Here is a 13,841-nt window from a genome sequence, read left to right on the forward strand (position 1 = left end):
GTCAACCGAGGGGCATGAACCGTGTCCACGCCTGACGGCGGTCGGGCCGGGGGTCGGCCTCGACACGGTCGGAGTCGGCGATGATCATCGTGCGGCGATCCTGCTCGCCATACGACGGCCAGCTCTCGGGAAGCGTGCCGGAGGCTGCGAAGTGCAGCCAGCTGTCGCGCATCCGTTCACCGGCGCTGCTGAACGGCTTGCGCCCGCCGAGCGCGGTCATCGCCCGGCCGAGGCGCGCGTCGGCCTGGTCGAACAACGCATACATCTCCAGACCGTGGGTGGCGTCCAGACCCACCCACTTCATCAGGCGCGGCGCGACGTCGAAGCGATAGCAGTGCACCGGCGCGTAGCGGGAATGGAAGTCGGCGACCGTGACACTCGGATACCAGAAGGCGAAGTCGCCCGCGAAGTCGGCCGCGCTGCGGTGGCCCGGGAGCCCGGGATAGGCCTGGTGCATCTCCGACCGGGCGTCCTCCGGCGCTCCCGAGAACAACGCGTCGATGCGGGCGGGGGATCTCGGCAGGATGTCGATGCGCCCGCGGAAGATCGCGCCCTCGCGGTCGTTGGTGCCGATGATCAACGGCACGCGGTGGATGCGGCCGGTTCGGAAGGCGCGCAGCGGATGCCGGGGCAGGAACCGGCCGTCGACGACGGGGGCGAGGCAGAAGGTGCCCGGGTGCGCGTCGGGCGTGGTCGCCTGGATGCTCAGCGCGGCGGCGACGAGTTCGGAAGCCGGCGCCTCGGAGAGCAGCGCGACGACCTCGTCGTCGGACAGGGCACCCGGCCGTCGGTCGTTCCGTCGCCGGCGAATCACGTCTACGAACTCGGCCGCCCAGGTGGCGGCGAGCTCGCGGTGATAGACGGCGCTCGGCGGTGAGCTCTGCGCGATGGCGCGGGCGAAGAGCCCTCGGGCCGACGGCGTCGCCATCAAGGTGGTGACCGCGTTGCCACCGGCCGATTCGCCGAAGACGGTGACATTACGCGGATCGCCGCCGAACGCGGCGATGTTGCGGTGAACCCACCGTAAGGCGGCGACCTGGTCGCGGAGGCCCAGATTGCTCTCGATCAGCCTCCGGCGCGTTGAGTAACGCGAGAAGTCGAGATAGCCGAGCGCGCCGAGCCGGTAGTTGAAGCTCACGTAGACCACCTGCCCGGTGCGCACGAAGCTCTCGCCCTGACCGGTGAACTCGCGCGACGAACCCGCGCTGTAGCCGCCGCCGTGGATGAACACCATCACGGGCATGCTCCGGTTGCGGGCGCGCGCGGGCGAGACCACGTTCACGGTGAGGCAGTCCTCGCCGGAAGGGATGCCGGGCGGCGTCCCCGTGAACTGGCCCCTGTAGACCTGCGTGGCGACGCGGCCGAAAGCGGACGCATCCCGTCGCCCGCTCCAGGCGACCACCGGATGCGGCGACCGGAAACGCAGAGCACCCACCGGGGGAGCGGCGTAGGGGATGCCGCGCCAGGCGATGGTCTCCCCCTCGCGAACCCCGCGCACCACCCCGCCGGTCACCCGGACGTCCGTCGACACCATGGCAGCCATGGAGCTCCGCTCCCCCTTCCGAGGTCTGGGGAAGGGTTGCCCGATCTTAGCTCCGCGGGCCGCGCGCCGCTACGGCGGCTCTCAGCCCTGGGGCTTCAGCTCGATCTCCACGAAGACGATGCCGTCCTGGTCGGCCGTGACGGTGTGCGCCAGTCCGGCCGCACCGGTGTAGGGCGTGCCCGACACCTGGGTGAGCGTGCGGCTCGAGCCGTCGACGGTGGAGACCGCGGTGAGGGTGCCGCCCGTCACCGGCACGAGCACGTAGTCGAACTCGTGCACGTGGGGGCCGGTCGTGTCACCGGCCTTCTCGAAGGTGTAGGTCGTGACGCGCACGCGCTCGTCGTCGACGGTGGTCTCGCTGCGGGCGACTGACATGATGGCTCCTCGGGACAGTGGCGGATGGATGGGCTCGGGCGGCTTCGGAGGCCGTGGCAGGGTCGGCACCGAGGCCGGATGCCGACACCGCGTTCAGCGCGTGGAGAGCCTGATCTGCAGTAGAGCCTCCACTAGTTCGAGGTGCCAGCGCGCCTGGCGCAGGTCGGCGCCCCAGGCGTAGATGCCGTGACTCGCCACGATGAGGGCGGGCACCTCGGCGACGGATGCCGTTCGGGGAATATACACGCGTTCGAAGTCGTCGCCGAGCACCCGCATGTCCTGATGGTTCTGCACGACGGGGATCACGACCTCTTCACCGTGGGCACTGTGCCCGATGCCCTTCAGCATCTCGAGGTCGTGCAGCAGCACCCCTTCGGGCCAGGCGGCTCCGGCTCGCACTGCGGCCAGGGCGTGCACGTGGATGACGGCGCCCGCGCCCGTCACCGCCGCGATGTGCGCGTGCAGCCCGGCCTCGGCCGAAGGTCGCGTGGCGAGGCCCAGTTCAGCCGTGAGACGTCGTCCGTCGGCGTCCGTGACCCAGTCGCCGCTCTCGTCGACGAGCACGATGTCGGTCGCCGTGAGCTCGCCCTTGTCGAGACCGGATGCGGTCACCGCCGCCCGCAACGGATCGCGCGCGAGGGTGACCGACAGGTTCCCCGCGGTGCCGGGCATCCATCCGAGACCGGCGAAGCGCGCCGATTCGGCGGCCAGGGCGGTGCCTGCGGAGATCAGCGACTCCGCGGTGACCCCGCCGTCGCCGAACACGTTCGCCACCGCCGGAGCGGGCGAGGGGCCGGCGCCCGGCGCACTCACGGCAGCACGACCTCGACGTCGTCGAACGAGGAGACGACGGATGCGCCGCCGAAGTCGGCCTCGAAGAACGGCTCCCCCTCGCGCGAGAACGCGACGACCTGCCAGCCCGCGGCGAGCGCCGCCGAGACCTCGCCCGGGTTGTCGGTGAAGAACACCAGCTCCTCCGCCGGCACCCCGAGCGCGGCGGCGATCGCATCGTACGACGCGGCCTCCTTCTTGGGTCCGGCGCTCACGGTGTCGAAGAAACCGGTGATGAGTGTGGTGAGGTCGCCGTCGGGCGAGTGCCGGAACCACGGCACCTGCGAGGCGATCGATCCCGAGGAGAACACGGCGAAACCGATGCCGTGCTCGTGCCACTCGCGCAGCTTCGGGATGACGTCGCCGAAGAAGTGCGAGGAGATCTCGGCCCGCTCGAACCCTTCGGCCCAGATCTGGCCCTGCACGGTCTTCAGCGGCGTGGCCTTGACGTCCCGCTCCATCCACTCGTGCAGCACGGCGACGATCGCGTCGGTCGTGGCGTCGCCCGGCAGGTTCGCGTCGGCGATGACCTGGCGGCGCGCCTCGGCGATGTCCGGGTCGTCGGCGTGATCGTCGAGCCAGGCCGCGAGACGGGGGCGGGCGTAGTCGTAGAGGTCGCCCAGGATGAACCCCGCGGCACTCGTGGTGCCCTCGATGTCGACCACGACGACTCGGGCCGAGACGGCCAGCGGGTCGGGGGTGGGGTGCGGTTCGGGTGTCGGCGATTCGGTCATGGGGCGCTCCTTCGGGGATGCGGGCGTCGGTCGGATGGGGCGCCGGTTCAGGTGTCGGGCTGCGGCACGGTCGTAGCCGGGACGAATTCGGCACCGGTCGCGGCCCCGGACGACCCGGGCACGGCCGCACCGGTCAGGATGTGGTGGCGGGCGGCGTCGAACAGCCGAACCGAGGCTTCCGGGATGAGGTCTGCCGGGAGCGAGTCGATGTCGGCCGCGTGCGAGAACCCCGCCGCGCGACGCATCGACTCGACGCCTGCGAACCGCCAGGCGTCCCGCTCGATGCCGGCGAGCGACGCATCGTCACCCCAGGCCGCCGCGAAGGCGGCCCAGCTGCTCGCCACCGCCGAGTATCGCGCGGCGGCCAGGTCAGGCAGACCGGACACGGCGGCCGCGATGGCCCCGAGCTCGAGATTCGCCCAGAGCAGTCCGAGATCGAGGCCGATGGGCCCCACGAAGCTGAACTCGGGGTCGAACACCTTCACGACCTGGGCACCGTCGCGCCGGCCGACCATCACCGATCCGGTGTGCAGGTCGCCGTGCAGCAACGCCTCGTGCCGGGTCTCGAACACCTCACGGATGCCGCCGACCGCCTCGCGCACGGCCGCGTCGGCATACAACGCCCGCACCCGCTCGTCGAGCGCGGGATGCCAGTGGTTGTGGTCGTGCTCGCGGTAGGGCTCGTCGAGCACCACGTCGAGGGTCATCTGGCAGAGCTCGGGGTTGGCGGCGAGCTCGACGAGCCGCTCGTGCTCCTGAGCACCGAGCGCTGCCACCGACGTCGACCCGGCGAGCGAACCGACGAAGCGGCCGACGACCGCACCCAGCCCGGCGTAGTCGATGTCGCCCGCGGATGCCGCGCCCTCGGCCACCTCCCGCACCAGCGCGTCGCGCAGCACGTCGAGGTCGGAGAGATCCTCCATCACGAGCACGAACCGGCTCTCGTCGAAGGCCACGATCGTCGGAATCGACTCCGGCACCCGTGCGGCGAGCCGCTCATAGGTGCGCGCCTCCGAGGCGATGCGCGACGGGTCGACCGGCCACTCCGGCCCCACCACCTGCACCCACGGCGGCGCCTGCTTCACGGCGAGGCTGCCGAGCGGACCACGGGCCACGAACACACGGTTCATGTTGCCGGCGGTCACCTCGTCGACATCCAACTGATCCACGGATGCGGCGAGCCGGCCGAGCAGCCCCTGGCCGGCCAGGTAGGCGGTCACGTCGCCGGCCGTGGTGAGCAATTCGTAGGGGCGCGCAGCACTCATGCGTAGTACTCCGCCACCCGATCGGGAGCGAACGCCCCGCGGTCGGTCACGATGCGGGTCACGAAGCGGGGCGGCGTGACGTCGAAGGCCGGGTACCAGGCATCCGTCACGAGCGGCGACGCCGTGCGCCGGCCGAGCGTGTGCAGAACCTCGGTGGGGTCGCGCTCCTCCACCACGATGTCGGCCGCCGTGGGTGCCTCGCGGTCGGGAGCCTGCACGAGCGCGTAGAACGGCACCTCGAACGCCGAGGCCGCCACGGCGAGCCCGAGCGTGCCCACCTTGTTGACCACGCTGCCGTCGAGCGACACCCGGTCGGCGGCGGTGACGAGGGCGTCGATCGGCCCCAGACCCGAACCCGGAGCGAGGGCGGCCGCACCCATGCCGTCGGTGATGAGGGTGACGTGCTCGCCGAACTCGGCGAGGGTGTGCGCGGTCAGGCGCGCACCCTGCAGGTAGGGCCGCGTCTCGGTGGCCGCCCAGTCGAATCGCTTTCCGGCCTCGCGGGCGGCCCGCACGAGTTCGATCAGATAGGTGTCCATCCAGCAGTGGGTGAGCAGGCGCGCACCGTCGGGCAGCAAGGCCACGGTCGCTGCTCCGAGGGCGTGGCTGCGGTCGCGGTAGAGCTGGGCCCCGCTCCGGGCGGCGGAGACGGCGGCCTCGACGAGCTCCGGAGTGGTGCCGGAGGACTCGATCGCCGCGAGCACGCGCGCGACCGCTTCCTGCGGGTGGTTGTTCGTGGGTCGGGCCGACTGGATGACGGCGCCGGCGGCACGCATCCGCTCTCTCGCCGCATCCGGAGCGAGGCCCGCGACCTGCAGAGCGGTGATCTCGAGACCCGCGTAGGCCGCGAACAGCGGGCCCGAACTCTGGGTCACCATGGCGGCGATGGCGGCCGCCACCTCTTCGGCATCGCGGGCGGAGACCCAGTTGACCGTCTCGGGGAACACCCGGCGATCGAGGATGCGCACGACACCGCCCTCGACCCGAACCGAGTCGTCGAGCACGGGTGTGTTGCCGATGCCTGTCGTCATGCTCTTCCCGTCGATTTCCCCCCACGAGAATACCCCGTCGAGTGCCCTAGGCTTGCCGCAGCGAGTACGAAGGAGACGCAGTGAGCAACGCCGACGGAAACCACACGACGCCCGCCGGATGGTATCCGGACCCGGCCGGATCACCCCAGCTGCGGTGGTGGGACGGATCGGCCTGGACCGACCATCTGCAGGCCGCCGCGCCGGAGCCCGCTCCCGCTGCCCCCGTAGCGCCTTCCTCGAGCCTGCAGGCGCCCGCCTACGGGCAGGGCTATTCCGCTGCACCGGCCTACGCCGTCTCCGGTTACCCCTCCGTGCCCGCCGGCACGCCGGCGTACGGCCCGTTCATCTGGGTCATCACGCTCCTGCCCCTGATCTCGTTCCTCATGATCCCGCTGCTGTACCCGAGCCTCGAGTTGCAGCTGCGCTCGTCGATGGCCGGCCCCTACGGCCAGCACCTCTACGGCGGCTACTCGATGTCGGGTCTCGTGATCCAGGGCGTCGTCAACCTGATCAGCCTGGCGCTCTACGCGGCCACCGTCGTGCTCGCGTACTTCGACCACCGCTGGCTCCTGCGTGCCGGCTACGTGCGGCCGTTTCACTGGGCCTGGGCGTTCCTCAACCCGGTCTACCCGATCGGGCGCTCCGTGGTGGTGCGCCGCCGTTCGGGTCGGGGCATCGCTCCGATGTGGGTGAGCATCGCGATCGCCGCGGTCGGGGTGATCGTCGCGATCGTGCTGATCGTCGTGGTCTTCAGCTACACGTTCTCGATGATGTCGTCGGCCGGCTACGGCAACCTGAGCTGAGCGGGCGTCGACGCGGCCGCACCCGCAGGCCTCCTCAGGCGACGATCGCGAGCAACTCGTCGAGCGTGCCGATGACGTGGGCCGCACCCGCCGCGCGGAGCACGTCGGGGCTGCTGTAGGCATCCGTCACGCCCACCGCGGTGTATCCGGCGGCCGAGGCGCAGCGCATGTCGTCGGCGCTGTCGCCCACGTAGAAGGCGTTCGACCGCTGCGGGCGATGCCGCAGCAGCATCTCGAACTTGTCGCCCACGGAGGCGTCGACCGAGTTCCACACGGCCGGCACGGCCAGTGCGCGCTGGTCGAAGCGCACGGCGGCAGCGGAGGCGGCCGACACGACGCCGAGCCACGCGCCCGCCCGGGAGAGCGTGGCGAGGCACTCGGCTGCGCCGTCGCGGAGGCGCGCGTGGGTGTCGGCCATCTCGACGTTCCACTCCTCCTCGGCCGCGGCGTGATCGCCGGCGGGGATGCCGAGTCGCCCGAACAGCTGCGCGAGCGGCAACCGGAACCGCACCGAGAACTCCGCCTCGCCGAGCACCGGGATGCCGCGGCGCGCCAGCACCGCGTTCAGGGCCGCGCGGGCGCGATCGGCGTCGACCACCACGGTGCCGTTCCAGTCGAACAGCACCATGGTCTCGCCGAGTGTCGCCACCGGCCGTTCCTCACCCCTGACCACCGTGTGTCCGTTCTGTCCCCATCCGAGCTCCCGGCGCACGGTGTCCGTGCGCCTCGGAGTTGCACCTCTGCCGAGGCTTCTGCACATCTTCCGTCGCCGAAGAGGCGGGGCGGCGGCACACAGACCGAAGGTCCGGTGAACGGAGCGTGAAGAGACGGCGTCAGCAGTTGTCGTCGACGTGACCCGGATCGCCCGCCGGTGCCAGGTCGCGGTCGCGCAGCACCGTGGCGTGCGGAGTCTGCGGGTCGGCGCACACCTCGGCGAAGCTGCCCCGCAGGTCGTCGGTGTATTCGATGTCGATCACCTGATCACCGAAGACGTCGGTGTAGGCGGCGCACTCGTCGAAGCGGTGGCACTCCTCGGTCACGGCGAAGTCGAAGCCGATCTCGTCGCGGCCCCGCTGGCCGAGTTCGCTCGTGTTCTTCTGGCCCGCGGCGAGTCCGACGGCGTGGGCGGATGCGACCAGCTGCGTCGCGAACGCCACCGCGTCGTCGAGTGTGAACGCGTCGTGCGAGCGCGTGTACGAATCGAGGTTGTCGAACTCCACGGCCTGGAACCCGTCGGCCGCGCAGCCCTCGATGGTCGGAACGAGCATCCGGGCGACCGCATCGCGATTCGCCGCCGTGCTCAGGTCGAAGAGGTGCTCGTCGGGCCACCCCGGGTCGACCAGCAGGGCTCCGGATGCCTCGTGCAGCAGCAGCTCGTCGGGCCACTCGGCGCCGGGCTGGGTCTGGAACCCGTTGACGTAGCAGATGGAGTAGAGGCCCGGCGCCGGATCGTCGGTGCTGTCCCGGGCCACCACCGTGACGCCGGGCGCCGGGTCGTACCCGCCCCCGAGCTGGTAGTCCGGCACGGCGTCGGCGGGGAGCGCTGCCGGAGCGCCGGGTTTGGCCGAGGCGTAGGCGGTGGCCGGGGCGCCGGTCTCGGGTGCCGCCCCTGTTTCGGGAACCGCTTGCGCGCATCCGCTCGCTCCGAGCAGCACGGCGAGGGCGAGGGCCGCCACGCGTGCCCGCACGATCAACGGGTGGCGAAGGAGTCGGTGGCCGTGATCAGGGCGTCGAGGATGCCCGGCTCGTCGTAGGCGTGGCCGGCATCGGCGATGAGATGCAGCTCGGCCTCGGGCCACGCCTGGTGCAGGTCCCAGGCGTTGTAGGCCGGGGTGCAGAGGTCGTAGCGGCCGTGCACGATGACGCCCGGGATGTCGCGCAGCTTCGACGCGTCGCGGATCAGCTGCTCGGGCTCGAGCCAGCCGTGGTTCACGAAATAGTGGTTCTCGATGCGCGCGAAGGCGAGGGCGTAGCTCGGTTCGGCGAACACGGCGATGATGTCCTCACGCGGGATGAGCGTGATCGCCGACGCCTCCCAGGTCGACCACGCCACCGCCGCCGGCCCGTGGACGGTCGGATCGGGGTCGTTGAGCAGCCGGTGGTAGGCGGAGATGAGGTTGCGGCGTTCCTCCTCCGGCACCGGCGCGAGGAACCCCTCCCAGCGGTCGGGCAGGATCGCGGCGGCCCCGCCTTCGTAGAACCAGTCGAGTTCGCTGCGACGCAGCGTGAAGATGCCGCGCAGGATGAGTTCGGTCACCCGCTCCGGGTGGGTCTCGGCGTAGGCGAGGCCCAGGGCGCTGCCCCACGAGCCGCCGAGCACCTGCCACCGCTCGATGCCGCGCGCCTCGCGCAGCCGCTCGATGTCGGCCACGAGGTGCCAGGTGGTGTTGGTGCTCAGGTCGGCGTCGGGCTCGCTCGCGTGCGGGAGGCTCTTGCCGCAGCCGCGCTGGTCGAAGAGCACGATCCGGTAGCGCTCCGGGTCGAAGAGCCGCCGGTGGTGCGGGGTGGTGCCCCCGCCGGGCCCGCCGTGCAGGAACACGACCGGCTTGCCCTCGGGGTTGCCGGATTCCTCCCAGTAGAGGCTCTGGCCGTCGCCGACGTCGAGCATCCCGCTCTCGTAGGGCTCGATCTCGGGGTAGAAGCTGCGCATTCCTCAATCCTAGGGCGATCGCCCCTCGCGAGGTAGCGCAAAGTGCGCCCTGAGCGTGCGCCAGGCGCCACTTTGCGCTACCTCGCGGGGGTGGAGGGGGGCGTCAGACCAAGCCCACGGAGTAGGCGAAGATCACCGCCTGCACGCGGTCGCGGAGTTCGAGCTTCATGAGCACCCGGCCGACGTGCGTCTTCACGGTCGACTCCGAGAGGTAGAAGCGGGCCGCGATCTCGGAGTTCGTGAGCCCCTCGGCCATCGCGACGAGCACCTCGTGCTCACGCTCGGTGAGCGTGGCCAGGCGAGCGGATGCCGCCGACGCAGTGGGGTCGGCAGAGCCCGCGTTCCCGGATGCGCCGGGTCGCGCATCCGTCGCCCCCGCGGTCCCGCCCGGTGCGGCCGGCAGCTGCGGGCTGAAGAGTTCGAGCAGCTTGCGCGTCACCCGGGGCGAGACCGCCGCGTCGCCGCTCGCCACGGCGCGGATCGCGCTGGCGAGTTCGGCGGGTTGCGCGTCTTTCAACAGGAACCCGCTCGCGCCGGCGTTGAGGCCGGCGAACGCGTACTCGTCGAGGTCGAAGGTGGTGAGGATGATGATGCGGCTCTCGGGATTCGACGCCACGATCGCGCGGGTCGCTTCGATGCCGTCCATGCCGGGCATCCGCACGTCCATCAGCACGACCTCGGGTCGCAACTGCGCCACCGCGTCGATCGCCGCGCGCCCGTCGCCGGCCTCGCCGACGACCTCGAAGTCGGGCTGGGCCTCGAGCACCATGCGCATGCCCATCCGGATGAGCTGCTGGTCGTCGACGAGGAGCAACCGGATGCGCGGGGCGGCGTCGGTCACGGATTCTCTCCTTCTGAGGTGGCCGGGTGCGACGGCGCGGGCGGGGGCGCCGCGGGGGTGAGCGTCGTGTTCGGAGGGGCGAGGGCGGCGCGCACGCGCCAGCCTCGGGTTCCGGCCGGGCCCGCGGACACGGATCCGCCGTAGACCGTAACGCGTTCGCGCATCCCGATGAGGCCGCGACTCGAGCCGACCGATGCGGCACCACGACCGGGATCGATGCCGTCGTCAGACACCTCGACGGTGATGCCGCCCGGCCCGTAGTGGAGCACCACGTCGACCGCGGTCGCTTGCACCGCGTAGCGGAGCGCGTTCGTCAGCGCCTCCTGCACGACGCGGAACACCGTGAGCTGCACGAGCGGATCGCGCGGAGGCGTACCCGTCGCCGTGACCCGCACCGGAAGCCCGGCCGCGCGATACGACGCGATCATCTCGGGCAGGTCGTCGAGGCTCGGCTGCGGCATGAGCGGCGCGGGTGCCGACGCGGCGGACGCGGACGCGCCGGCTCCGGACCCGGCGAGCGAGACCGTCGCACCCGTGCCCGCGGCAACCCCCGAGCCGCCACCCCCGCCGCCGGCGCCGGCACCCTCCGACTCCTCCGCATCGGGCTCGGTCAGCACGCCGAGCGAGAGCCGCATGTCGGTCAGCGCGCGCCGCGCCGTGGCCGCGGACTGCCGCATCGCCTCGCGCGCCGTGGCGGGCGAGCGCTCGACACTCGCCTCCGCGCCATCCGACAGCGCCACGATCACGGTGAGGCTGTGCGCCACGATGTCGTGCATCTCCCGGGCGATGCGCGCGCGCTCGGCGGCGGCCGAGAGCCGTGCCTGCTGGTCGCGCTCCCGGGCGAGCTGCTGCGCGCGGTCGAGGAGGGCCTGGATGTAGCGCCGCCGGTTGCCGAAGGTGATGCCGACGAGCGTGGCGATCACCATCGCCATCGCCGAGAGCACGCCGTAGCCGATGATCGCGGCGAGATCGAAGGGATCGTAGAGCGCCGTCGACACGATGCCGGTGACGACGGCGACGGCCGTCCAGATCCAGGCCGAGCGGGTGGAGCGGTACACCGAGAGCGCGTACAGCGCGAACATCATCGGCACCGTGTCGAGCTGCTGCGAGGTGGCGCCCGTCACCAGGAGCGATGCGGCGCAGATCGCGGCGGTGATGACCGGCACGTAGCGCCGGAACAGCAACGCGACCGTCACCGCGGCGGCCGTGTAGAGCAGTGCAATACCGAAGAGCGGCGTGCTGCGCCATCCGCTGTCCTGGAAGTCGAACGGCGTGGCCCCGAACAGCGACGCCACGAACACCAGCAGCGCCACCACCGCCGAGGGCAGGGCGTAGGCGCCGGCGATCACTCCGTCGAGCAGCCACGGGTGCCGGTTGAAGTAGGAGCGGATGAACCCCGGCGGTTTGGGCAGCCGCAAGTCCTCGGCGCCGGACGGGTGTGCCGCCGGCGCCGAGGACGTGTAGCCGAAGCCCCCGACGGGGCTGGGTGTCGCCACTGTCAGGCGTCCCTCCGTTTGAGCAGGATCGCTGCCGGAATGGCGACGACCGCGATCCACCCGAGCATAACGAGCACGGCCTGCCACGGCTCGAAGATCTCGCTGCCGAGGAACAACGACTGACCCACGACGCCCGGCAGCCACTGCCCGATCACGGTGATCCAGTCGGCCTGGATGAACGAGAGCACGGTGGGCACGACGAGCAGCAGACCGAGTGCCGCCGCGATGCCGCCGGCGGTGTTCCTCAGCACGGCGCCGAGGAAGTAGGCGAGCAGACCGATCAGCGCCAGGTAGCCGGCACCGCCGACGAGGCTCCCCCACAGCGCCGGGTCGCTGATGTCGGAGGTCACGCCGCGGGCGTCGAGCATCGGCCAGGTGACGGCGTACGCGGCGAACACGGCCACGAGACCCACCACGAAGCTGGTGACGCCGAACACCAGCGCCTTGGCCCAGAGCACCGGCAGGCGCTTGGGCACGGCGGTGAGGCTGGAGCGGATCTGCCCCGTGCCGTACTCGCCGCTGATCACCAGCACGCCGAGCACCGAGATCACGAGTTGCCCGAGCATGATGCCGAGGGTCGACGGCAGCACGGCCGCCTGGTTCGCGGCGCCCGGGGCGCTCGCGAATCCGTCACTGGCGAGCACGAAGATCACGCCCATGCCCACCTGCACGAGCACGAGGATGGCGTAGGCCCAGAGCGTGGAGCGGAGGGTGGTGAGCTTGATCCACTCGGAGCGGAGCACGCCGGTGAAGCGCAGCCGCGCATCCGGAACCGGCTGGTGCGAGGCACGGACGGAAGGAACGGTGGTGGTGACGGTGCTCATCGGGCGATCCCTTCGGCGAGGGCGGCGTCGGGGGTGACCGTGGTGCGGTACTCCACTTCGTCGCGGGTGAGGTTCATGTAGGCGTCTTCGAGCGACCCCTGCACGGTGGTGAGCTCGTGCAACGCGACACCGACCGAGAGAGCGGCGTCGCCGATCACGTCGGCGGGCAGGCCGCGCACCTCGATGACGTCGGCGTCGACGCTCGTCACCGTGACGTCGGGCTGGGTGAGGCGGCGGGCCACCTCGTCGATGCGCGGGCTGCGCACCCGCACGAAGGTCTGCGTCGATCCGACGATCTCGGCCACCGTCGCATTGGCGATCACACGGCCCTTGCCGAGCACGATGATGTGGTCGGCCGTGAGCGCCATCTCGCTCATCAGGTGGCTGGAGAGCAGCACGGTGCGGCCCTGTGCGGCGAACTGCCGCACGAAACCACGCACCCAGAGCACACCCTCGGGGTCGAGGCCGTTGACCGGTTCGTCGAGGATGAGAGTGGCCGGGTCGCCGAGCAGCGCCGCCGCGAGGCCGAGGCGCTGCCCCATGCCGAGCGAGAATCCGCCCACGCGCTTGCCGGCCACCGAGTGGAGGCCGGTGAGGTCGATGACCTCGTCGACACGGCGGCGCGGGATGCCGTGGGTCGCCGCGATCGAGCGGAGGTGGTTGCGTGCGCTGCGGCCGGTGTGCACGGCCTTCGCCTCGAGCAGGGCGCCCACTTCGCGCAGCGGTGCCGCATGCTCGGCGTAGGGCTTGCCGTTCACCAGCACCCGGCCGGCGCTCGGGCGGTCCAGGCCCACGATCATGCGCATCGTGGTGGATTTACCGGCGCCGTTGGGGCCGAGGAACCCGGTCACCTGACCGGGCCGCACGGCGAAGTCGATGGAATCGACCGCCGTCTTGGCGCCGTAGCGTTTGGTCAAGGATGTGGCCTCGATCATGGATCTCCCGCTTTCGTGTCTGCTGCGCTCTCTGCGCCCTGAACACGCTACGGATCGGCACCGGCGGGCCCATCCCCCGCCGGTGCCGTCCTGCCAGGCACTCCCCTCGTACCTGGGTACCACCGCCCTCGGCGCTACGAGCCCTGGCGGGGGTCGAGCGCCCGGCGCACGGCGTCCTGCTGCGCTCGCTCGAACGCCTTGAAGCTGAGCTGCGGATCGCTCTTGTCGAACCGCGCCTTGCCCGAGGCGGCGTCGAACTCGACCCCGACGGTCTTGCCGACGATGGGCTGCAGGAAGTCGGTGAGCATCCGCGGATCCTTGAGCATCGCCCGGAAGACGGCGCCCTCGGTCGGACGCACCTCGACCGCGTAGTCATAGGTGATCATCGCGCCGTCGCTGTCGGTGCTCGCGATGGTGCGCGCCAGCACCGTGCCGGTGGCCTTCTGCCAGGTCTTCTTCTTACCGAACATCGTGGTGTCCTCTCGGTCGTGGGTCGGGGTGGTCGATGCGGTG

15 protein-coding genes are annotated in these 13,841 nt (G+C 71.3%); 1 reads left to right on the forward strand and 14 read right to left on the reverse strand.

What is annotated here, in order from left to right; all coding sequences use genetic code 11:
* Position 1 precedes the first annotated feature (1 nt).
* The 6 genes from BLW00_RS03100 to BLW00_RS03125 form a co-directional block, all read right to left on the reverse strand.
* Complete coding sequence (locus BLW00_RS03100; RefSeq protein WP_092549017.1) at positions 2 to 1,543, reverse strand: carboxylesterase/lipase family protein; 1,542 nt, start codon at positions 1,541 to 1,543, stop codon at positions 2 to 4.
* Between the two features lie 81 nt (positions 1,544 to 1,624).
* The gene (locus BLW00_RS03105) at positions 1,625 to 1,918 is read right to left on the reverse strand and encodes a cupin domain-containing protein (protein ID WP_092549020.1); all 294 of its coding nucleotides are present in this window, start codon (positions 1,916 to 1,918) and stop codon (positions 1,625 to 1,627) included.
* Positions 1,919 to 2,011: 93 nt separating this feature from the next.
* A complete protein-coding gene (mtnB, locus tag BLW00_RS03110) occupies positions 2,012 to 2,731 on the reverse strand; it encodes a methylthioribulose 1-phosphate dehydratase (RefSeq protein WP_245741229.1) in 720 nt (239 codons plus the stop codon).
* Positions 2,728 to 3,483: an acireductone synthase gene (gene mtnC, locus BLW00_RS03115; protein WP_092549022.1), complete on the reverse strand. Its 756-nt coding sequence runs from the start codon at positions 3,481 to 3,483 to the stop codon at positions 2,728 to 2,730. Before mtnC ends, mtnB begins: the two co-directional genes overlap by 4 nt.
* Positions 3,484 to 3,530: 47 nt before the next feature.
* Entirely contained in the window at positions 3,531 to 4,748 is a 1,218-nt protein-coding gene (locus BLW00_RS03120) for a phosphotransferase (protein ID WP_092549025.1), read from the reverse strand.
* Positions 4,745 to 5,779 carry a translation initiation factor eIF-2B alpha/beta/delta subunit family protein gene (locus BLW00_RS03125; protein WP_092549028.1) on the reverse strand — a complete coding sequence of 345 codons (1,035 nt, stop codon included), beginning with the start codon at positions 5,777 to 5,779 and terminating at the stop codon, positions 4,745 to 4,747. The genes BLW00_RS03120 and BLW00_RS03125 overlap by 4 nt, the downstream gene beginning before the upstream one ends.
* 80 nt (positions 5,780 to 5,859) lie before the next feature.
* Here BLW00_RS03125 and BLW00_RS03130 point away from each other — a divergent pair, with 80 nt between their 5' ends.
* A complete protein-coding gene (locus BLW00_RS03130) occupies positions 5,860 to 6,582 on the forward strand; it encodes a DUF2510 domain-containing protein (protein ID WP_092549031.1) in 723 nt (240 codons plus the stop codon).
* A gap of 34 nt (positions 6,583 to 6,616) precedes the next feature.
* Here BLW00_RS03130 and BLW00_RS03135 read toward each other — a convergent pair whose 3' ends face one another.
* From BLW00_RS03135 to BLW00_RS03170, 8 genes are all read right to left on the reverse strand, one after another.
* Complete coding sequence (locus BLW00_RS03135) at positions 6,617 to 7,231, reverse strand: HAD family hydrolase (RefSeq protein WP_175494109.1); 615 nt, start codon at positions 7,229 to 7,231, stop codon at positions 6,617 to 6,619.
* A 184-nt stretch (positions 7,232 to 7,415) separates the two neighbouring features.
* Entirely contained in the window at positions 7,416 to 8,270 is an 855-nt protein-coding gene (locus BLW00_RS03140; RefSeq protein WP_322788327.1) for an endo alpha-1,4 polygalactosaminidase, read from the reverse strand.
* A 2-nt stretch (positions 8,271 to 8,272) separates the two neighbouring features.
* Positions 8,273 to 9,232, reverse strand: coding sequence for a prolyl aminopeptidase (gene pip, locus BLW00_RS03145; RefSeq protein WP_092549037.1), 960 nt, complete (start codon positions 9,230 to 9,232; stop codon positions 8,273 to 8,275).
* Positions 9,233 to 9,335: 103 nt separating this feature from the next.
* Entirely contained in the window at positions 9,336 to 10,073 is a 738-nt protein-coding gene (locus tag BLW00_RS03150) for a response regulator (RefSeq protein WP_092549040.1), read from the reverse strand.
* On the reverse strand, positions 10,070 to 11,569 hold the full coding sequence (locus BLW00_RS03155; RefSeq protein ID WP_092549043.1) for a sensor histidine kinase: 1,500 nt from the start codon (positions 11,567 to 11,569) through the stop codon (positions 10,070 to 10,072). Before BLW00_RS03155 ends, BLW00_RS03150 begins: the two co-directional genes overlap by 4 nt.
* 2 nt (positions 11,570 to 11,571) lie before the next feature.
* Entirely contained in the window at positions 11,572 to 12,393 is an 822-nt protein-coding gene (locus BLW00_RS03160; protein WP_092549046.1) for a hypothetical protein, read from the reverse strand.
* A complete protein-coding gene (locus tag BLW00_RS03165) occupies positions 12,390 to 13,328 on the reverse strand; it encodes an ABC transporter ATP-binding protein (protein WP_092549049.1) in 939 nt (312 codons plus the stop codon). Before BLW00_RS03165 ends, BLW00_RS03160 begins: the two co-directional genes overlap by 4 nt.
* A 134-nt stretch (positions 13,329 to 13,462) precedes the next feature.
* Positions 13,463 to 13,798 (reverse strand): hypothetical protein, encoded by a 336-nt coding sequence (locus tag BLW00_RS03170; RefSeq protein ID WP_092549052.1) that lies wholly within the window; start codon positions 13,796 to 13,798, stop codon positions 13,463 to 13,465.
* Positions 13,799 to 13,841: the final 43 nt, after the last annotated feature.

This window comes from Herbiconiux ginsengi (assembly GCF_900107435.1).
GTDB lineage: Bacteria > Actinomycetota > Actinomycetes > Actinomycetales > Microbacteriaceae > Herbiconiux > Herbiconiux ginsengi.